19 protein-coding genes are annotated in these 18,445 nt (G+C 69.8%); 14 read left to right on the forward strand and 5 right to left on the reverse strand.

What is annotated here, in order from left to right:
- Positions 1-15: 15 nt before the first annotated feature.
- The 4 genes from htpX to OG788_RS14745 all read left to right on the forward strand — a co-directional run bounded on the left by htpX (position 16) and on the right by OG788_RS14745 (position 3,573).
- The gene (gene htpX, locus OG788_RS14730) at positions 16-960 is read left to right on the forward strand and encodes a zinc metalloprotease HtpX (protein ID WP_406371212.1); all 945 of its coding nucleotides are present in this window, start codon (positions 16-18) and stop codon (positions 958-960) included.
- Between the two features lie 4 nt (positions 961-964).
- On the forward strand, positions 965-1,552 hold the full coding sequence (locus tag OG788_RS14735) for a hypothetical protein (protein ID WP_406371214.1): 588 nt from the start codon (positions 965-967) through the stop codon (positions 1,550-1,552).
- A gap of 72 nt (positions 1,553-1,624) precedes the next feature.
- Positions 1,625-3,211 (forward strand): recombinase family protein, encoded by a 1,587-nt coding sequence (locus OG788_RS14740; protein WP_406371215.1) that lies wholly within the window; start codon positions 1,625-1,627, stop codon positions 3,209-3,211.
- Between the two features lie 179 nt (positions 3,212-3,390).
- Complete coding sequence (locus OG788_RS14745) at positions 3,391-3,573, forward strand: hypothetical protein (RefSeq protein WP_406371217.1); 183 nt, start codon at positions 3,391-3,393, stop codon at positions 3,571-3,573.
- A gap of 21 nt (positions 3,574-3,594) precedes the next feature.
- On the opposite strand, the gene OG788_RS14750 is transcribed toward OG788_RS14745, so the two are convergent.
- Positions 3,595-3,909, reverse strand: coding sequence for a hypothetical protein (locus OG788_RS14750; RefSeq protein WP_356755467.1), 315 nt, complete (start codon positions 3,907-3,909; stop codon positions 3,595-3,597).
- Positions 3,910-4,180: 271 nt separating this feature from the next.
- On the opposite strand from OG788_RS14750, the gene OG788_RS14755 reads away from it, so the two are divergent.
- Positions 4,181-4,846 carry a DUF1269 domain-containing protein gene (locus tag OG788_RS14755; protein WP_406371219.1) on the forward strand — a complete coding sequence of 222 codons (666 nt, stop codon included), beginning with the start codon at positions 4,181-4,183 and terminating at the stop codon, positions 4,844-4,846.
- Between the two features lie 83 nt (positions 4,847-4,929).
- Positions 4,930-5,712 (forward strand): alpha/beta hydrolase, encoded by a 783-nt coding sequence (locus OG788_RS14760; RefSeq protein WP_406371221.1) that lies wholly within the window; start codon positions 4,930-4,932, stop codon positions 5,710-5,712.
- 94 nt (positions 5,713-5,806) lie between these two features.
- Here OG788_RS14760 and OG788_RS14765 read toward each other — a convergent pair whose 3' ends face one another.
- Both OG788_RS14765 and OG788_RS14770 read right to left on the reverse strand, forming a co-directional pair.
- Positions 5,807-7,165 (reverse strand): DUF2252 domain-containing protein, encoded by a 1,359-nt coding sequence (locus OG788_RS14765; protein ID WP_406371223.1) that lies wholly within the window; start codon positions 7,163-7,165, stop codon positions 5,807-5,809.
- A 3-nt stretch (positions 7,166-7,168) separates the two neighbouring features.
- A complete protein-coding gene (locus OG788_RS14770; RefSeq protein WP_406371225.1) occupies positions 7,169-7,699 on the reverse strand; it encodes a hypothetical protein in 531 nt (176 codons plus the stop codon).
- Positions 7,700-7,882: 183 nt separating this feature from the next.
- On the opposite strand from OG788_RS14770, the gene OG788_RS14775 reads away from it, so the two are divergent.
- Entirely contained in the window at positions 7,883-9,079 is a 1,197-nt protein-coding gene (locus tag OG788_RS14775; protein ID WP_406371227.1) for a winged helix DNA-binding domain-containing protein, read from the forward strand.
- A 398-nt stretch (positions 9,080-9,477) separates the two neighbouring features.
- Here OG788_RS14775 and OG788_RS14780 read toward each other — a convergent pair whose 3' ends face one another.
- Positions 9,478-9,786: a hypothetical protein gene (locus OG788_RS14780; protein ID WP_351539845.1), complete on the reverse strand. Its 309-nt coding sequence runs from the start codon at positions 9,784-9,786 to the stop codon at positions 9,478-9,480.
- Between the two features lie 164 nt (positions 9,787-9,950).
- Here OG788_RS14780 and OG788_RS14785 point away from each other — a divergent pair, with 164 nt between their 5' ends.
- From OG788_RS14785 to OG788_RS14815, 7 genes are all read left to right on the forward strand, one after another.
- Complete coding sequence (locus tag OG788_RS14785) at positions 9,951-10,310, forward strand: arsenate reductase family protein (RefSeq protein WP_266757947.1); 360 nt, start codon at positions 9,951-9,953, stop codon at positions 10,308-10,310.
- 144 nt (positions 10,311-10,454) lie between these two features.
- Positions 10,455-11,129: a hypothetical protein gene (locus OG788_RS14790; RefSeq protein ID WP_356755481.1), complete on the forward strand. Its 675-nt coding sequence runs from the start codon at positions 10,455-10,457 to the stop codon at positions 11,127-11,129.
- Between the two features lie 408 nt (positions 11,130-11,537).
- Positions 11,538-12,566, forward strand: a complete 1,029-nt coding sequence (glnII, locus tag OG788_RS14795; RefSeq protein WP_351539837.1) for a glutamine synthetase — start codon at positions 11,538-11,540, stop codon at positions 12,564-12,566.
- A 133-nt stretch (positions 12,567-12,699) separates the two neighbouring features.
- Positions 12,700-13,623, forward strand: coding sequence for a DUF6891 domain-containing protein (locus OG788_RS14800; RefSeq protein ID WP_406371229.1), 924 nt, complete (start codon positions 12,700-12,702; stop codon positions 13,621-13,623).
- A gap of 341 nt (positions 13,624-13,964) precedes the next feature.
- On the forward strand, positions 13,965-14,546 hold the full coding sequence (locus OG788_RS14805; protein ID WP_351539832.1) for a winged helix-turn-helix domain-containing protein: 582 nt from the start codon (positions 13,965-13,967) through the stop codon (positions 14,544-14,546).
- A 174-nt stretch (positions 14,547-14,720) separates the two neighbouring features.
- The gene (locus tag OG788_RS14810; protein WP_406376750.1) at positions 14,721-15,725 is read left to right on the forward strand and encodes an NAD-dependent epimerase/dehydratase family protein; all 1,005 of its coding nucleotides are present in this window, start codon (positions 14,721-14,723) and stop codon (positions 15,723-15,725) included.
- A gap of 590 nt (positions 15,726-16,315) precedes the next feature.
- On the forward strand, positions 16,316-17,881 hold the full coding sequence (locus OG788_RS14815; RefSeq protein WP_406371231.1) for a DUF1996 domain-containing protein: 1,566 nt from the start codon (positions 16,316-16,318) through the stop codon (positions 17,879-17,881).
- A gap of 68 nt (positions 17,882-17,949) precedes the next feature.
- Here OG788_RS14815 and OG788_RS14820 read toward each other — a convergent pair whose 3' ends face one another.
- Positions 17,950-18,417: a hypothetical protein gene (locus OG788_RS14820; protein ID WP_406371233.1), complete on the reverse strand. Its 468-nt coding sequence runs from the start codon at positions 18,415-18,417 to the stop codon at positions 17,950-17,952.
- Positions 18,418-18,445: the final 28 nt, after the last annotated feature.

Genomic DNA, 18,445 nt, shown 5'->3' on the forward strand with positions numbered 1-18,445 from the left:
GCGGGGTGATACCAGATGCAGAGCCGGTTCCGGAGCGATCGGCGGCTGACCGTGCGGATGACGGTCACGCTGTTCCTGCTCGGTTTGCTGTACGTGGCCTTCGTCGCCGCGTTGATCGTGTTGCTGAAGTCGTGGGTGCTCGTCGTGGTGATCGCGGGCGGCCTGCTCGTCGCGCAGTACTGGTTCTCGGACCGGATCGCGCTGTACGCCATGCACGGGCGGATCGTGGAGCGGGAGGAGTATCCCCAGCTGCACGGCGTGGTCGACCGGCTGTGCGCCGTGGCCGACATGCCCAAGCCGCTGGTCGCCGTGTCGGACCTCGACATGCCGAACGCGTTCGCCACGGGGCGCAACGCCGATCACGCCGTCCTCTGCGTGACCACGGGGCTGCTGCGCCGTCTGGAGCCCGACGAGCTCGAGGGCGTCCTCGCGCACGAGCTGTCGCACGTGGCGCACAAGGACGTCGCCGTGATCACCGTGGCGTCGTTCCTCGGGGTCCTCGCCGGACTGATCGTGCGGTTCGCGTTCTACTCGCAGCTCTTCGGCGGCCGGGGCCAGAAGGACCAGAACACCGTGGCCCTCTTCACCGTGGTGATGGCGGTGTCCGCGGCGGTGTACGCCATCAGCTTCCTGCTGATCAGGGCGCTCTCCCGGTACCGCGAGCTGGCCGCCGACCGTGCCGCGGCCCTGCTCACCGGCCGCCCCTCGGCACTGGCGTCGGCGCTGACCAAGGTGACCGGGGACATCGGCCGGATTCCGACGAAGGACCTGAGGACCGCGCAGGCGTTCAACGCCTTCTACTTCACGCCCGCGCTCGGCGCCCAGCCGGGCCTCGCCAACCTCTTCTCGACCCACCCGAGCCTGGAGCAGCGGCTCGAACAACTGGCCCGCATCTCCGCCGAGCTGGGCGAGCCCGCGGCGCCGGGAGCGATCGCCCCGTCCCCCGGAGAGGCCGGCTGACCGTATGGGGTTCCTGGACATCCTGCTCGGCCGCAGCAAACCGGCCGCACCGGACCTCGACCAGCTCTTCGGACTGCCGTCGGCGGCCGTGACCCTCCAGGCGGCGGCCGGGTTCACCCCGACCGGCACGGGCGCGGTGTGCTTCGCGTCCGCCGAGGGCGCGGCATTCGCCGAGGCGCACCGGGAGGCACAGGCCCTGCTCGACGCGGACACCGGTCGGACGGGTCCGCCGGTGGAAGTCGGCCGGGACGAGTACGGGTACTCGTGGCTCGTCTCCCGCCGCACACCCGAGGACCTGCCGGCGCTGGTGAGCGATCTGCACGCGGTCAACAGCGCCCTGGAGGGCTCCGGCTTCGGACCCCAGCTGCTCTGTTCCGTGGTGGGTTTCAGGGACAGCGGACAACGGCGCCTGGGCCTCGTCTACCTCTACAAACGTGGTTCGTTCTATCCTCTGTGTACACTCCCCGGTCAGCATAAACGCGACAACTCTCTGGAGTTCCAGGTAGCCGCCCAACTGGAGAACGACCTACGCATCGAGAAGGACAAGACGCGCTGGTTCCCGCTCTGGGACGCGCCGGGACTGATCGACTGAACAGTCACCCGAAAGTGTCTACAGATACAAGAAAGCCTTGTACCGGCGAAGTAGGCACGTAGGTTCTTCGCCGTGACCACGTTCGACACGGCAATCGGCTCAGCCGCAGACCCCTTCGGGCGGCGGAAACCCGTCAGGGTGCTCGTATCACTGCGAATCAGCTACCTGACCGACGAATCCACCAGCCTTGAACGGCAACTCGCGGACGCCCGCGCATACATCACCGAGAAGGTCTCCCATGGGCTCAACTGGGTTGAGGTCGGTACAGCGCGAGACGCACACGTCTCGGCGACAAAACAACACCCGATGGATCGAGCCGAACTAGGACATTGGCTCAAGGAACGCGCCCCGGAATTCGACCTCATCCTGTTCTGGAAGCTGGACCGCTTCATTCGCAAAGTCACGGACATGCAGGACATGCTCCGTTGGGCGGATGGCCACGGGAAGAAGACCTTCGCCTCGGTCACTGAACCGATCTTCGACATGACCGGCCCCTTCCAGCACGTGATCATCTCTCTCTTCTCCGTCCTTGCGGAGATGGAGGCCGGTAACACGTCCCTACGCGTCAAGAGCTTCCGAGAGAGCATTCGGGAGCAGCAGCGCTGGCCGGGAGGTATGCCTGCGTACGGCTTCGAGGTCTGCAGGGGGGAGGACGGGGCTGCTCACCTTCGCCAGAATCCCCGACAGGTCGACGTCATTCGCGAGATCGCGAAGCGTCTCCTCGCCAAGGACTCACCGGAGACTGCCGCCGAGATCGCCAATGCTCTGAACAGTCGAAAGGAGCCGACTCCACGGGGCACACGTCCGTCCAGACGCATCGCCGACTCAGGACGCGAGTACGCGTGGACAGCGGCCGGCATCCGCAAGATGCTCAAGAGCGAAGCCCTGATGGGATGGAAGATGGAGAGCCGTCCCGTCTCCGGGAAGAAGTACTACGAGACCGTCCCCATCATCAAGGAAAACGGCAGCAAGATCCGCATGGCGGAACCGATCTTTACCGACGAGGAGTGGAAGACAATTCAGGCCCACCTCAGCGAGCGCTCATTCCCGGTCTCCCCTCCCATCAACGTAACCCCTTTCCTGGACGTCGTTCTCTGCGGGTACTGCAGGGGAAAGATGCGCTTGCACGTGTCTCGCAGGGAGACGAAGAACGGCCGAAAGGAGTATCCGAAATTCCGATGCGTCAGCCCTCGCACGGTGGGCGGGAGGACTCGGTACGGCTGCGAGGATCAGGCGTCTTGGGAGCCGGGCCGCCTGCTGGCCACTTTCGAGCATCACCTGATGGAACGGTTCGGTGACATCGAGGCGGAAGAGCGGATCTACGTCGTAGTCGAAGGCCACGGGACCCGTATGCGCGAGATCGAGGAACTGGTGTCCGTCATCATGACGGACATGGAACCCGGCCGACGCTACGGAACGGCCCTGACGCGCCCCCAGGCCGAAAGGATGCTCGACAAACTGAACGCCGAGTACGAATTCCTGCACGAGGAACCGACCGGTGACAGATGGGAGTACCGCAGCCTCGGGCAGACCTGGCGGCAGCTCTGGGAGTCGGCTGAAGTGCCCGAACTGGAGAGGTTGATGCGGAAGAATGGCGTCCAGTTTCTCTGCCGCCGGAATTCCTTCGAGCTGTTCGTCCCGGAGCGTCTGAAGGTGTAGCAGGACGACTCCACCCTGGGCAGGAGAGGGGGTGAGTCTTTGCCACCGAAGCCCCAAGGCCTTCCGGACGTGCTCATCGAGGCCGTCATCCAGTCGGGCTTCACACCCGAGCAGCTACAAGAAGCGGTGTCCTTGCTGACCGCGCGCCGTGGTGCGCAGGTCCCACAGCAGCCGGAGCCATGCCCTCGGAGACTACCGACGTGGCGCTCTGCGGCCCCCTACGAAGGAACGACCACCGTGACCGTAGTGACACCGAGCATCCGACCTCGGTGGCGGTGAGTGCCACGGTGCTCGTCGACGATCTGCGGATCGAGCAGGATCTCGCCCGCTGGTTCCCGATCTGGGGCGCGCCGGGGCTGTGAGGCCCCGGCGCGTCGGGGCTACTACTGGCGTTCCTGGCGGCGCGCCTCCAGCGGGCGTTCGCGCCGGTAGCGGCGCTCCCACTTGGCCTGGCGGTCACGACGGTCGCGGTACGCCCGGTAGCTGGAGTCCGTGCGGCCCGCGGAGCCGGCGGAGCCTTGCGGGGCGGACCCCGTGGATCCGGCGGGGCCCGCGGATCCAGCGGTGAACGTGCCTCCCCCGGTACGGCCGTAGCGGACGTACAGGAAGAGCAGGACGATCGCCGCGAGCCAGAGGGTGTGGTTGGAGAAACCCATGACGACCAGGATCACGGTCGCGGAGAAGATCAAGGTGCCCATGACGGGACTCCTTGTATGCGTGAGTGAAGGCCTTGACGGCTTCTGGATGTGCCGACGAGGCGCTGGGGGTGGCGGCCGTCCGTCGGTGCGTAGAGAGTAGCCCCGCGACCGCGAACTGATGCCTGTCCGGCGGAAAGCGGTGCTCTGCTGCTCCGGAACACGCCTTCAGCGTAGGGAGCGTGGTCACCCGTACGCATCTGGATTTCTCCCGACTGCACCCCGTCCGATATCGCTATAAAGTCGAACGAAATCGACATAAGGGGTGCCCCTCATGAGCAATCTGTTCGTCGTCGCGTACAACGATGTCGCCACCGCCAACCAGGTGCGCGCCAAACTGTTCGATCTGTCGAAGCAGCACCTCGTCGAGCTGGAGGACGCGGTCGTCGTCGAGCGGAGCGAGGACGGCAGGATCAAGCTGCACCAGGCGGTCAGCCACACGGCCGTCGGTGCGGCCGGTGGCGCGCTGTGGGGCGGCGTCATCGGGCTGCTCTTCCTGGCGCCGCTGCTCGGCGCGGCGGTGGGCGCCGCGGCCGGTGCCGCCGGTGGCGCGGTCACGGACACCGGGATCAACGACAACTTCATGAAGGATCTGAGCCAGAATCTGCGGCCGGGCGCCGCCGCGCTGTTCGTCCTGGTCAAGCAGGCGGCCGGGGACAAGGTGATCCCCCAGATCGCCGAGTTCGGCGGCCAGTTGGTGCAGACGTCGCTGAGCCAGGAGCAGGAGGACGCGCTGCGCGACGCGGTCGCGGCGGCACAGGCGAAGGCGGGCGCCACCACCCCGGCGCCGGAGACCGGCACCACGGCCACAGCGGAAGCGGGCACCACGGCCGCAGCGGAAGCGGGTGCCACAACCGCAAAGGAAGCGGGTGCCACGGCCGCTTCGCCGACGATCAGCACCACCAAGCCGGACTCCGGCGGCGCTCCAGTCTCCTCCTGAGCCGGCCGTTTCGCGTCAAGCCCGTTTCCCGGAAGGCGAGTTACCGCGTGATCGGCATGAGTGAATCATGAGTGAATGGGGAGATGCTCTCTCCCTTCACACACGACCACGACGGCGAACGACTGAGCTGCGTCAGCGGGAGCGGCGGAGGTGACGGGGCGGCCACCGCCGTCCTTCTGCACGGCGCGGGCAACGGCAGCAAGGAGCGACTGCTCCCGCTGCTCGACGACTTCGCGGCCCGCGGCTGCTCGGGGCTCGCCTTCGACTTCTCCGGGCACGGTGAAAGCACCGGCAAGCTGGGCGAGTTGAGCCTTCGGCGGCGTTTCGAGCAGGCCGTGTCGGTCATCGACGCGACGGTTCCGGCGGGCGCCCCGCTGATCCTCGTCGGGTTCAGCATGAGCGGCCAGACGGTGGCCGATCTCGCCCGGCACTACGGGGATCGCGCGGTGGCGCTCGTACTGTGCGCACCGGCGGTGTACGGCGCCGAGGCCTGGCCGGTTCCGTTCGAGGACGAGGAGCCGGCCGCCCGGCACGACGGCGCGGGAGCGGCGGACAGCCGCTTCAGCCGGATCATCCGTACGCCGGACAGCTGGCGGCGGGCTCCCGCGCTCGACGTCCTGCGGGCGTACGGGGGCCGGGCGGTGCTCGCCGTACCCGGCACGGACACGGTCATCCCGCCCGCGGTGACGGAGGCCGTCGCGGACGCGCTCACCGCGCGTGCCCGCTTCACCCGCTTCGAACTGCCCGACGCGGAGCACATGCTGGGCCTCTGGTTCCGCGACCACGCCGAGGACCGGCGGCGGCTCGTGGACCTCGTCCTCGCCGGACTCGGCGACCCAGTGCGGAGGGCGGCGGCCGGGGTCTGAACGGCCGCGCGCCGCCCCCGGCTCCGCGGGGCGCGGAGGCCGGCGCGGTCCCGGGGTCCCGCATCCGGCTCCGGACGGCCGGCACCGGCAGGTGTCACACGCCCGGGGCCGCCCGGACCACGCCCGCGATCACCGCCGCGCCCAGTGCCGCGTGGTCGGCGGCGTTGCGGTCCGCGTAGCGCAGCGCGAAGGCCGCGACGGCACGGTCGAAGGTGTCGGCGCCGCCGAGATACGCGGCGATCGCGATGCGGTCGCCGGAACGGGCGTGCGCGCGGGCCAGGGCCGTTCCGCACAGCCGGGCGTAGGTGCGCAGTTCGCCCGGGTTCATGCCGGCGATGTCCGCGGACCCCTTCATGTCGTGCAGTTGGCGCCAGTAGAACGCCCGCCCCTCGGGGCCGGTCGTCCAGCCAAGGAAGATGTCGCCGGCGGCCTGCATCAGCCGCTGCCCCGCGACGACGCGGCGCCCGGGATGGACGTACGGGCCGATGGGCAGATGCTCTTCGAGTACGGACCGTCCCGCCTGCTTGATCTGCAGGAACAGCGGGTCGTCGGCGTCCCGTCCGGCGAGCAGCACGATGAAGCAGCGGGTGCCGACGCTGCCCACACCGACGACCTTTCGGGCGGCGTCGACGAACCGGTAGCGGTCGAGGAGGAGTCGGCGTTCCTCGGGGAGCGTGGAGCGGTAGTCGCTGAAGATCTTGCGGAGCGAGGCCGTGTCGAGGCTGCCGGCCGGTTCCAGCAGGGGCGGGTCGTGGACGATGCGGCGGCGTCCGTCGACGATCTCGGTGAGTTTGCCGAGCGCCTGCAGGCTGGTGCGGCGGCGGGCCCGGGTGAGGGTCGCCTCGACGCGTCGGCGCCGGCGGCCGGAGCGGACCAGCGGCAGCAGCAGATCGGCGTCGATGTGCTCGTACCAGACGGTCAGCTCGCCCTGCCGGGCCAGCCGTCGCATCGACTCGCGGTACTGCCCGGCCGCGGCCCGTGCCGCGCCGAAGACGTGCTCCTCCTTGTGCCCGTTCTCACGGGCCGCGACCGCGACGCTGGCCGCGAGCCGTTTGACGTCCCACTCGAAGGGTCCGGGGAAGGTCTCGTCGAAGTCGTTGAGGTCGAAGAGGAGGGAGCGTTCCGGGGAGGCGTACAGGCCGAAGTTCAGCAGGTGGGCGTCTCCGCAGAGCTGGACGGTGAGCCCGGTGTGCGGCTGTGCGGCGAGGTCGGCGGCCATGACGGCGGCGGCCCCGCGCAGGAACGCGAGCGGTGACGCCGCCATCCGCGCGTACCGGATCGGCAGGAGTTCCGGAAGCCGGTCCCTGCCCTGTTGTTGCAGGAGGCCGACCGGATCGGGGCGGTCGGCGGCGGGGATCCAGGTTCCGTGCGCGGAACGGGTGACGCGCTTGCGTGCCGCGCGGCCCCGGGCGGCCCGGTCGGCCGAGGTGGCCGTGACACTGTTCCGGAGCATCCGTCAGTGCCTCACGGCGCGGGCGACAGCGGTCTTGACGTCGCCGGTGAGGGATCGGTTGCTGCGGGCGGTGGCGTCCTTGGAAGCGCCCCCCGCGACGTCGTCCACCGTCACGACGGTCGTGTCGAGGAGGTTGCCGCTCTGGTCGCGGAAGTCGACCTGGACGACGTAGGACTTCGCCGAGGACGTGGGGTTGGTGGCGGTCACCTTCACGCTCACGCGCCCGTCGGAGTCGGGGCTCGCGTCGCCTCCGAGCTTCACCTCGCCCTTGGCGTCCGCGCCGTTCTTGAACTCGTCGAACTTCTTGCCGGCCTCGGCGGTCGCGGAGGCGAGGGCGTCACCGGCCTCGGTGGCGGCGGACGCGGCCTGGGAGACGGCGGAGGCGGCCTTGGAAGCGGCGGACGCCGCCTTGGACGCGGTGTCGGAGGGGCTGCTGTCGTCCGAACAGGCGGTCAGCTGCGCGGCCAGGGCCGCCACCACGGCCACGGCCAGGATCAGGCGGACCGGTCCTCGTATGCCGTTCCTCTGATGCATCGTCTCTCCCCATGTGGTCCTGGTGCGCCTCCGGATCCCGCTTCCTCGCGGTGGCCCCAGTCAAGGCCGCGGGCAGGGCCGCCGCATGCCCGGCTACGGCGAACGGGTGAGTCCCGCGCGGTGACGGGCGGGCGTTCGAGAGGATGGGGAGCAGGGAGTGCGAGCCGACGGGACGGAGGCGACGTGACGGGGAAGCCGCGGCACATCGGGGTGGCGGAGCGACGGGCACGGCTCGGGCTGCGGCAGCGGCTCGCGGGCTCCGCGCGGGCGGCGACCCCCGAGGAGGTCGCGGACTCCTTGGTGGCGCTGCACGGCACCGACCCGGCGACGGTGTACCTGGCGGTGGGCGCGCGTCTCACGGACGGCGGGGAGACGGTGGCGCAGGTCGACCGGGCGCTGTACGAGGACCGGACGCTCGTACGGATGCACGGCATGCGGCACACCGTGTTCGTGTTCCCCACCGGCCTGGCCGCCGTGGTGCACGCCTCGACCGGGCTCGACATCGCCGCGAAGGCCCGGGCGGGGCTGGTCAAGGACATGGTCCGCGGAAGCGACGGACGGCTGACCGAGGAGTGGCTCACGGAGGTCGAGGCGTCCGCGCTCGCCGCGCTGGCCCGGCGCGGACAGGCCACGGTGAACGAACTCACCGGGGACGAGCCGCGGTTGAAGGAGCAGTTCCTCTACGGGGCCGGGAAGAGTTACGAGAGTCCGCAGCCGGTTTCGTCCCGGCTGATGCGGGTGCTGGGCGTCGAGGGCCGGGTCGTGCGCGGGCGCCCGCTCGGTTCGTGGACGTCGAGCCAGTTCCGCTGGGCGGTCGCGCCACCGCATCCGCACCTCCCGCCCGCCGAGGCGCGGTCCGAGCTGCTGGGCCGCTGGCTCACGGCGTGCGGGCCCGCCACGGAGGCCGACCTGAAGTGGTGGACGGGCTGGAAGGTCACCGACGTACGGCGGACACTGGCCGCGATCGGGGCGGTGGCCGTCTCGCTCGACGACGGGCTCACGGGGTACGTGGCGGCCGGTGACGAGGGCCCGGTCGCGGGGCCGGAGGCACCGTGGGCCGCCCTGCTGCCCGGCCTCGATCCGACGCCCATGAGCCGGCAGGAGCGGGACTGGTATCTCGACCCGTCCCTGCAGCCCGCCCTCTTCGACCGCAGCGGCAACGTCGGGCCGACGGTGTGGTGGGACGGCCGGGTCGTCGGGGGGTGGGCGCAGCGGCCCGACGGCGAGATGGTCTGGCGGCTGCTGGACACCGGGGGTGTCGGCAGCGAGGCACGGGCCGCGATCTCCGCGGAGGCCGAGCGTCTTCAGGCGTGGGTGGGACGGACCCGGGTCACTCCGCGCTTCCGGACGCCCCTGGAGCGGGAGTTGTCAGCCGAGTGAGCACCGAGCGAGACCGCCACGGTTCCCGTGCGACAACCGGTACGAGTGCCGGGTGACCGGCGGTACCGGGTGACCGGCGGTACCGGGTGACCGGCGGTACCGGGTGACCGGCGGTACCGGGTGACCGGCGGTACCGGGTGACCGGCGGTACCGGGTGACCGGCGGTACCGGGTGACCGGCGGTACCGGGTGACCGGCGGTACCGGGTGACCGGCGGTACCGGGTGACCGGCGGTACCGGGTGACCGGCGGTACCGGGTGACCGGCGGTACCGGGTGACCGGCGGTACCGGGTGACCGGCGGTACCGGGTGACCGGCGGTACCGGGTGACCGGCGGTACCGGGTGACCCCGCCTCGGGGCGGGAGCCACCCGGCACCGGTGATCAGCTCGCTCGACTCCTCAGCGCGCGTACCTCATCAGCGCACGCACCATGTGACACGTGGTGTCCGACGGCGGGTGGACGCCGATGACTTCCGCGGTGCTGCGGATCTTCTCGTTGCGGGCCTGGTTCGGCACGTACACGCCGGAGTCGAGCAGGGCGATGGCGAGTCGCATCGCCTTCAGCCGGCGGTTGTGCGTGACATACCAGTCGCGGGGGCGCCCCGGCGGCAGCGGGCGCTTCGGCACGGGCTCGTACGGCAGGTCCAGCAGGACCGCCCTCTTGGATGTGGACTGAGTGGGCAGCGGCTTCAGTGCGGCAGCGGGCACAGGCATCCTCCTGTCGCGGTCAGGGTGCCGTCCGGACCCCCCGGCGACACCCTCGAACACTGCTTCTATTCTACCGCCGGGCACTGACAAAAGCCGCTGGCCACAAGCGCTTTGAGAGCGCCGTGACACCAGAACACGAAGGTGTCTCCCGTAACGTGTGCGGCATGGAGATCTGGATCAATCCGGCCTGTTCGAAGTGCCGCAGCGCGATCAGCCTGCTCGACGCCGAGGGCGCCGACTACACCGTCCGCCGCTACCTGGAGGACGTGCCGAGCGAGGACGAGATCCGCGGCGTCCTCGACCGCCTGGGCCTCGAACCGTGGGACATCACGCGGACCCAGGAGGCCGACGCCAAGGAGCTGGGGCTCAAGGAGTGGGCGCGGGACGCCGGTTCACGGGACCGGTGGATCAAGGCGCTGTCCGAGCACCCGAAGCTCATCCAGCGGCCGATCATCACGGCGGAGGACGGGACCGCGGTGGTGGGCCGCACGGACGAGGCGGTGCGCGACGCCCTGTCCCGGTAACGGGCCGGGACGGCCGGTGTCCGCGCCGCTCAACTCCCGTGTGATTCAGGTTACTTAAGTGATTGCCGAAACCGTTGAGTAACTCCGTTCGGTATCTCGTACATAGCGGCGTAACGCTCCCTCCCCCTCGCTCTGGAGGCGCGCATGTCGCGTAGGAGAACTCTCAGCACCAAGAAGAAGATCGCTCTGCTGGTCAGCGCGGTGACCGTGGCCGGCGGTGGGGCCTTCGCCCTGGCCGCCACCTCGAACGCGGCGTCGGTGCAGAACGCGCAGTCCTCGACGGTCTGCGCGGGTCTGGCCACCGCGCTCGGCAACAACCAGAAGTTCATCGAGGGTCAGCGGGCCGCCCCCGACGCGCAGTCGGAGGCACGGATCGCCAACCGCGAGGCCGTCATCGCGCAGATCAAGGTTCAGCAGGAAGCGTCCAACTGCGCGGTCGGGGAATCGGCTCAGGACTCCCAGACCGCCCCGCAGCAGCCGGCGCAGTCCGCACCGGCGCAGGCCGCGCCCGCTCCCTCGGCTCCGGCGCAGTCCGCCCCCGCGAACAACGCCGGCGGTGGCGCCGCCACCGGCCAGCAGGTCTGCAACGGTTCGACCGTCACGCTCTCCGGCGAGGGCGGCGCGCCGGCCGCGTCCAGCAACCAGTTCCCGGCCGGGACGAAGCTGAAGGTCACCAACCTGGACAACAACAAGTCCACGACCGTCGAGGTCACCTCGGTCTCCGGCAGCTGCGTCCTGCTGAACAACGCGGCCTTCGAGCAGGTCCGGGAACCGGGCAAGTTCCTGATCCGCAAGGCCCGCATCGAGAAGGTCGGGTAACGGGCAGAACGGGTCGAAGGCCCTGCCGTCGCCGATTCCCCCGGATCGGAAGCGGCAGGGCCTTCGCATGGGCAGGCAACCGGGGCGGAACGGGACCACATCCCCCGTACCGCTCCCACGCGCATCGCATACGAGCCGTCCGCCCGGCGTTCTCCCCCGGACCTGCGGGACCGGGCGGGCGACGGGCCGGCCGATCGCGGTCGCGAACGCCCGCACGCCGACGGCGGCAGCGGGGCGGGCGGTGTGAGACCGGGCACACACAGCCCAGGTAACACGGGGTTCACATTCGGGCAATGATCGGGAAATCGCTGGTTGACAGGCTGCCGGGCATCCCCAGCGGCGCCCCAGTGCCGCAGCGCCGCAGCACCCGCAAGTGCGACTCAAGACCCACCCCGAAGGATGTGGCCCGTGAGCTTCAAGGCTGAGTACATCTGGATCGACGGCACCGAGCCGACGGCCAAGCTCCGTTCCAAGACGAAGATCCTGGCCGACGACGCCAAGGGTGCTGAGCTGCCGATCTGGGGCTTCGACGGCTCCTCGACGAACCAGGCCGAGGGGCACGCCTCGGACCGCGTACTCAAGCCCGTGGCCAGCTTCCCGGACCCGATCCGCGGTGGCGACGACATCCTCGTCATGTGCGAGGTCCTCAACATCGACATGACGCCGCACGAGTCCAACACCCGTGCCGCGCTGGCCGAGGTCGCGGAGAAGTTCGCCGCCCAGGAGTCGATCTTCGGCATCGAGCAGGAGTACACCTTCTTCAAGGGTTCGCGCCCGCTCGGCTTCCCCGAGGGCGGCTTCCCGGCCGCGCAGGGCGGCTACTACTGCGGTGTCGGCGCGGACGAGATCTTCGGCCGTGACGTCGTCGAGGCACACCTGGACAACTGCCTCAAGGCGGGTCTCGGCATCTCCGGCATCAACGCCGAGGTCATGCCCGGTCAGTGGGAGTTCCAGGTCGGCCCGCTGTCGCCGCTCGAGGTCTCGGACCAGCTGTGGGTCGCCCGCTGGCTGCTCTACCGCACCGCCGAGGACTTCGGCGTCTCCGCGACGCTGGACCCGAAGCCGGTGAAGGGCGACTGGAACGGCGCGGGCGCGCACACCAACTTCTCCACCAAGGCGATGCGCGAGGGCTACGACGCGATCATCACCGCGTGCGAGTCGCTCGGCGAGGGTTCCAAGCCGATGGACCACGTCAAGAACTACGGCGCCGGCATCGACGACCGTCTGACGGGCCTGCACGAGACCGCCCCGTGGAACGAGTACAGCTACGGCGTCTCCGACCGCGGTGCCTCGGTCCGCATCCCGTGGCAGGTCGAGAAGGACGGCAAGGGTTACATCGAGGACCGCCGCCCTAACGCGAACGTCGACCCGTACGTCGTGACGCGCCTCATCGTCGACACCTGCTGCACCGCCCTGGAGAAGGCCGGCCAGGTCTGATCCCGCTCACTCACGAAGGGGGGCGCCCGCCGAACCGGCGGGCGCCCCCCTTCGGTCGGTCCGGCCGCCGCTCGGTCCGGCCGTCGGTCGGTCCGCCCGTCGCGTTGTCAGTGGGGCGTGCCAGTCTTGATCCATGCAGAGCGACGAGTCCCTCGCCATCAAGGCCGAGACGGAGAACGGGCAGAAGCACGCGCGGATTTCGGCCGGGCGGCTGCGCGAACTGGTGCACCGGATCGGCGGTGACGGCGACCGCTACGTGGTCGTGAAACGGATACCGGACCGCCCGGACGTCTTCGTCCAGGTGTGGCACGAGCAGGGCGGCGCGTACCAGTTGGAGCACCGCGAGGGCCGCGACCGCTTCTTCGGCACGGCTCTGGGCGACCGGGACCGGGTCGCGGACGCCATGGAGAGATGGGCCCGCGAGGAAGACGGCTGGGACGCGGGCATCGCATGGGAGCCGCTCGGCCACGACGCCCCGCAGGAGATCCCGGAACTCCCCGAGGACGTGCGGGTGGAGGTCGAGGCCCGGATCCGGGAGCTGCTGCGCTGCGGGTACGACGACCGGGCGCGGCTCACCGAGGACGCCGAGGAGTATCTCGTCGACGGCGACCACCGTCCGGTGTCCAGGGCGCAGGCCCGGGAGCTGGTGGACCGGCTGTGGACGGAGCGGCTGGCCGAGCAGGAGGCGTGGGAGGGAGCCACCGATCCCGAGCGCCTCACCGAGGTGTTCGAGGGGCTCGACGCGCGGGGCATCACCGCCCGCGAGAACTTCACCTGCTGCCGGAGCTGCGGCACCGCCGAGATGGCCGCGGAGCGCGGCGAGGGAGCCCACGGCTTCGTCTATTTCCACACCCAGTGCACGGAGAGCGCCGCCGCGGGGCACGGACTGACCCTGCTCTACGGCGGGTTCGACGGGTCGGCCGAGACCACGGCGGCGGTCGGGCGCGAGGTCGTCGCGGCGCTCGGCGCGGCCGGCCTGTCCGCCGAGTGGGACGGTTCCCCCGACACCGCGATCCGCGTCACGGCCCTGACATGGCACAAGCGCCTGGTCGGCTGAGACACGCCGCAGGGGTTCGCACCGTCAAGTTCGCGCCAAGGAAGCGTCCGGCCCTTGAGAGAGGTCTCCTGCCGGGCTCCGGCTTCTGCTTCAATGGAGGCATGGCCAGCATCCAGAAGTACACCGCGACGGGTCGCCATGACCTCGAGCCCTTCTGGCCTTCTCGTCAGCACCACGACTTCGACCGGGTGTGTTGCCGCGCGATGAACGCGCCGGCCCTCTAAAGCCGTACACCCCGGCCTTCGGCCAGCGCGCACGACGTACGTCCTCGACGGCCCCGACCACGAACTCGCGGTCGTCGACCTTCCGACGAACTTCTCGCGCGAAAGAGCTGACCTCTCATGGCGACCACTCGTTCCTTCTCCTCCGTCGCGACGGCCCCCACCCCCTCGACCGCTCCGGGACGGCACCGACTGCGTGCCGTCGACCGGGACGAGGTGGTGGACGTCGCCGACTTCCTGCCGCCGGGCGCCACCTGGCTGCCCGCTCCCCAGCACGCCCTGCCGGTCCTGCCGGGGCAGCCGCCGATGATCGGCTACCTGGTCCTCGTACCGGCGGACCAGCAGCCCCTGTTCCCGGTCGCCGTGACGGACCGGGCCGAGCCGCCGGCCGTCGCCGACGGCGGCGCCGAGCCGCTGGTGCGTATCGACACCGTGCAGCGCACCGCCGAGATCGACGGGCAGGTGCTGGATCTCACCTACCTGGAGTTCGAGCTGCTCGCGCATCTCGTCCGGCATCCGCACCGGGTGCACACCCGCGACCAGTTGGTCTCCACGGTGTGGGGCTACGGGCACGTCGGGGACGGGCGGACCGTCGACGTCCATGTCGCCCGGCTGCGCCGCAAGCTCGGGGCGGGGCACCGCCAGGCGATCCAGACGGTGCGTCGCGTCGGCTACAAGTACGCTCCGCCGACGGGCCGTTGACGCCGGGGCCCATCGACGAGCTGTGGACGGCTCCGGCCGGACGTCACGCCTCCCACCGGGGCGTCGACCGCTCCGGCCGGGCCTTCTCCCTTCCATGATTCGCCTGTCAGCAGATTCCCGTGCCACCGCGCGGGGAGTCCGTGCAGAGTCGTCCGTATGACACGGAGACTTCTGATGCTGGGCGGTACGGAGTTCGTGGGGCGCGCCGTCGTGGAGGCGGCGCTCGGCCGGGGATGGGAGGTCACCGTCTTCCATCGCGGACGGCACCAGCCCCCTGCCGGGGTGCGGTCGTTGCTGGGTGACCGCACGGCGCCGGACGGCCTCGCGGCGCTCGCCGGCACCTCGGACGAGTGGGATGCCGTCGTCGACACCTGGTCGGGGGCGCCCCGGGTCGTCCGGGACGCGGCACGTCTGCTGGCCGGACGGGTGTCCCGGCATGTGTACGTGTCGAGCTGTTCCGTGTACGCGTGGCCCCCGGAAGCCGGGTACGACGAGGACACGAAGCTCGTGGACGGGGCGTCGGCCGACGCGGACGGGACCGACTACGCCCGGGACAAGCGGGGCGGGGAGCTGGCCGTGCTCGACGCCTTCGGCACCGAGCGCTCCGTGCTCGTACGGTCCGGACTGATCCTCGGGCCGTACGAGAACATCGGGCGGCTGCCCTGGTGGCTGAACCGGATAGCCGCGGGCGGTCCCGTGCTCGCTCCCGGGCCGCGGGATCTGCCGCTCCAGTACATCGACGTCCGGGACCTCGCGGAGTGGACGCTCGGGGCGGTGGAGGAGGAACGCGACGGGGCGTACAACCTGGTCGGCCCCTCGGGTCACAGCACGATGGGGGCGCTGCTCGACGCGTGCGTGCGGACCACCGGGGGGCCTGCCGAGCTCCGCTGGACAGAGCCCGAGGCCGTTCTCTCCGCCGGGATCGAGCCGTGGACCCAGCTGCCGGTGTGGGTGCCGCCCGGGACTGACTTCGAGGCCGCGCTGTTCTCGGCGAACGTCTCCCGGGCGGTGAGCGCGGGGCTGCGGTGCCGCCCGGTCGAGGAGACGGTCGCCGACACCTGGAGCTGGCTGCGGTCGCGCGGCGGGGTGGCGCCCGTGCGGGCCGACCGGCCGCCGGTGGGACTGGATCCGGCGATGGAGGCGAAGGTCCTCGGGATGCGGACACCCGGGAATTCCTGACCCCGTTCGGCATGACCGCACGTGGTGGGGGTGGGCGTCGGCCTGCCCCCTTCACGGTGTTCGGCCCCATGACCGCCCTCTTCGGTCGGCGGATCCTTTCCCGTCGCGACGGCCCGCTCCGGATACTTCGGGCATACGGCTTCGAGATCGCTTCCACGCTTCGAGATCGCTTCCACGGGTGGTTCACGCCCCGGCGACGGGAAGGGCCCGGCCTGACGGCACGGGGCGGCCGAGTGGGCGATCACCGCCCAACTCCCTTTTCCCTGGCGGGCGGTCATCCGGCACATCGCCACCGTCTTCGCCGAGGCGGAGTCTCGGACGACGGTCACCGAAGCGTCCTCGCGATGTTCGCCCATTCGATCCGAGGCGGCTCACTGAATTTCAGTCAAAAAGCGCTGTCAAACCTGAATGAGCAGATCAACTCTCGTGAATTCGGGGGCTTCTGAGCCCATTGTGCCCGAATTGGTCTCACGAACTTCTAAGTTTCTTTGGAGGCTCCTGAACACCTCACCCGCCTCGTGCGTATGGAAAGGAGCCGCTTCACTCCTGTCGGGCGCCTCGCTGCCCCGCAAGGAAGTCAGAGGAGTTCCATGGGACGCAACATACGAAAACGCCGTTCGCCGCTGGCCGTTCGTGCCATTGCCGCGTCGGCTGCGCTCGCGATCGGCGGGGGTGGGCTGGTCTGGGCGAATTTCTACGCCTCGGCACACGAGAAGAACTCGTCTACCAACACCACCAAGGCCGCCGGTGCGCAGGTCGCGACGATCACCTGTCCGGATGTCGGTCAGAAGCTGACCAACGTTCCGAAGCAGGCGCGGGGTGAGGTCGACGGAGAACTGGCCACGCTCGACCAGCAGATCACCGCCGCCTACCAGCGGCTGGCCACCACCCGGGACGCGCAGACGAGGGACGCGAGTTTCGTTCAGAACTCCATCCTCAATCCGCTGAAGAACAACCGGTCGGTGATCATCGACCGGATCAAGCTGGAGATCAACCGGGTCGGCGGAAGGGCTCCGGGCTGGCTCGACGGTCTCTCCACCTGCACGGGTGCGCCCGCGGACCAGACGAACGCCGGTGGCCAGAACAACGGCGGCGCCGCGGCCAGTCCGTCGGCGAGTGCCAGCGCGAGCGCAGGTGCGGGTGCCGGTGCGGGTGCGGGTGCGGGTGCGGGTGCCGGCGCCAGTGCCAGTGCCAGCGCTCCGGCCGGCGGTGCGCAGGCGGGCAACGGCGGCCAGGCCGGAAACGGTCCGGTGGCGGCCGACTTCGTGGACATCACGAAGGTCCAGCCGAACGTGGCCGGCAAGGCCCGTACGCAGGCCGGCGGTTCGTCCGGCACGTTCTCGAGCTCCTGCGGTGTCAACGCGAACAAGAAGTTCAACACCGACAACGTGATCGTGGCGCCCGGTGTCACCAACGGCGCGCACCACCTGCACGACTACGTCGGCAACCAGTCGAACGACGCCTTCGCCAACAACGACACGTTCGCGGCGGCCCAGACCTCCTGTGCCAACCAGGGCGACAAGTCGTCGTACTACTGGCCGGTCGTGCGTATCCAGAACGGTACGCAGGACTTCGACCAGAACAACGACGGCGGCGGCAAGGAACTCAACGTCGGCAAGATCCAGCAGGTGAAGCAGGCGCAGATCAAGTTCGTCGGCAACGCGAAGAGCAAGGTCGTCGCGATGCCGAAGTTCCTGCGCATCATCACCGGTGACGCGAAGACCACGACCAACGGTCTCGCGAACGCCAACGCCCACTGGAGCTGCACCGGCTTCGAGAACAAGGTCCAGCTGACGGCGCAGTACCCGATCTGCCCGCGCGGCAGCACCGTGGTCCGCACCTTCGCCTTCCAGAGCTGCTGGGACGGGGTGAACGCCGACAGCGCGAACCACCGCACCCACGTGGCCTTCGCCGACGCCCAGGGCAACTGCGCGAACGGCTTCAAGGCCATCCCGCAGCTGACGATGCGGCTGGTCTACGGCTTCCGGGCCCCGACCCTCACCAACGGGCAGATCAAGAACGCCTACGCGGTGGACGGTTTCCCCGAGCAGCTGCACAAGGCCGCCACCGACCACGACGACTTCATCAACGTCTTCGACGACAAGCTGATGAACAAGATGGTCAATTGCATCAACAACGGCCAGCGTTGTAGGTAGCCCCCATGAGAGAGCCGGTGGCGGGACATCCCGCCACCGGCTCTCTTTTCTCCCCAAGTCCTGCGCGGTCAGCCGGCGTGATGACCGGAGTGCTCGGTCTCGGTTCCCCCACCACCACTGCCTCCCGAGTGGTGCGAGGCCCCCTCCTCCAAGGTCCCGCCGAGCTGACCGCGCAGTGTCGTGACCATCTTCTGGTCCCCGACGGCGACCCACTTGGCGCCGACGAGATACGACCCGCCGTAGTCCTTGGCCCCGTTGAGCCACTCGCGCTGGCCGCGGTCCGTGGCGAAGGTCGCCAGGATGAACTTGCCGGCGCTGATCTTGCAGACGCCCTGGCGGATCTCGTCCGCGTCGGTCTGGATGTCCGGCTTGCACTTCACCTCGGCCGCCAGGTCCTCCAGGCTGCCGGTCGCCGTGGCAGGGACGGTCTCCTTCGCTCCCGCGCCCTTGTCGTCCGAGCCGCCGCCGCAGCCGGCCAGTGCCAGCAGGGCGGCCACGGCCGCCCCGGCCAGAAGCTTCTCGCGTGTCAACCTCATACGTTCCTCCGGTACCTGTCGGCGTTCA

This window comes from Streptomyces sp. NBC_00647, assembly GCF_045207245.1.
Taxonomy (GTDB): Bacteria; Actinomycetota; Actinomycetes; order Streptomycetales; family Streptomycetaceae; genus Streptomyces.

What these genes read in the sequence shown, in the direction of transcription:
- htpX (WP_406371212.1), top strand. Translation starts at nt 16, where the DNA reads ATGCAGAGCCGGTTCCGGAGCGATCGGCGGCTGACCGTGCGGATGACG.
- OG788_RS14735 (WP_406371214.1), top strand. Translation starts at nt 965, where the DNA reads ATGGGGTTCCTGGACATCCTGCTCGGCCGCAGCAAACCGGCCGCACCG.
- OG788_RS14745 (WP_406371217.1), top strand. Translation starts at nt 3,391, where the DNA reads ATGCCCTCGGAGACTACCGACGTGGCGCTCTGCGGCCCCCTACGAAGG.
- OG788_RS14750 (WP_356755467.1), bottom strand. Translation starts at nt 3,909, where the DNA reads ATGGGCACCTTGATCTTCTCCGCGACCGTGATCCTGGTCGTCATGGGT.
- OG788_RS14755 (WP_406371219.1), top strand. Translation starts at nt 4,181, where the DNA reads ATGAGCAATCTGTTCGTCGTCGCGTACAACGATGTCGCCACCGCCAAC.
- OG788_RS14760 (WP_406371221.1), top strand. Translation starts at nt 4,930, where the DNA reads ATGCTCTCTCCCTTCACACACGACCACGACGGCGAACGACTGAGCTGC.
- OG788_RS14765 (WP_406371223.1), bottom strand. Translation starts at nt 7,165, where the DNA reads ATGCTCCGGAACAGTGTCACGGCCACCTCGGCCGACCGGGCCGCCCGG.
- OG788_RS14770 (WP_406371225.1), bottom strand. Translation starts at nt 7,699, where the DNA reads ATGCATCAGAGGAACGGCATACGAGGACCGGTCCGCCTGATCCTGGCC.
- OG788_RS14785 (WP_266757947.1), top strand. Translation starts at nt 9,951, where the DNA reads ATGGAGATCTGGATCAATCCGGCCTGTTCGAAGTGCCGCAGCGCGATC.
- OG788_RS14790 (WP_356755481.1), top strand. Translation starts at nt 10,455, where the DNA reads ATGTCGCGTAGGAGAACTCTCAGCACCAAGAAGAAGATCGCTCTGCTG.
- OG788_RS14800 (WP_406371229.1), top strand. Translation starts at nt 12,700, where the DNA reads ATGCAGAGCGACGAGTCCCTCGCCATCAAGGCCGAGACGGAGAACGGG.
- OG788_RS14805 (WP_351539832.1), top strand. Translation starts at nt 13,965, where the DNA reads ATGGCGACCACTCGTTCCTTCTCCTCCGTCGCGACGGCCCCCACCCCC.
- OG788_RS14810 (WP_406376750.1), top strand. Translation starts at nt 14,721, where the DNA reads ATGCTGGGCGGTACGGAGTTCGTGGGGCGCGCCGTCGTGGAGGCGGCG.
- OG788_RS14815 (WP_406371231.1), top strand. Translation starts at nt 16,316, where the DNA reads ATGGGACGCAACATACGAAAACGCCGTTCGCCGCTGGCCGTTCGTGCC.
- OG788_RS14820 (WP_406371233.1), bottom strand. Translation starts at nt 18,417, where the DNA reads ATGAGGTTGACACGCGAGAAGCTTCTGGCCGGGGCGGCCGTGGCCGCC.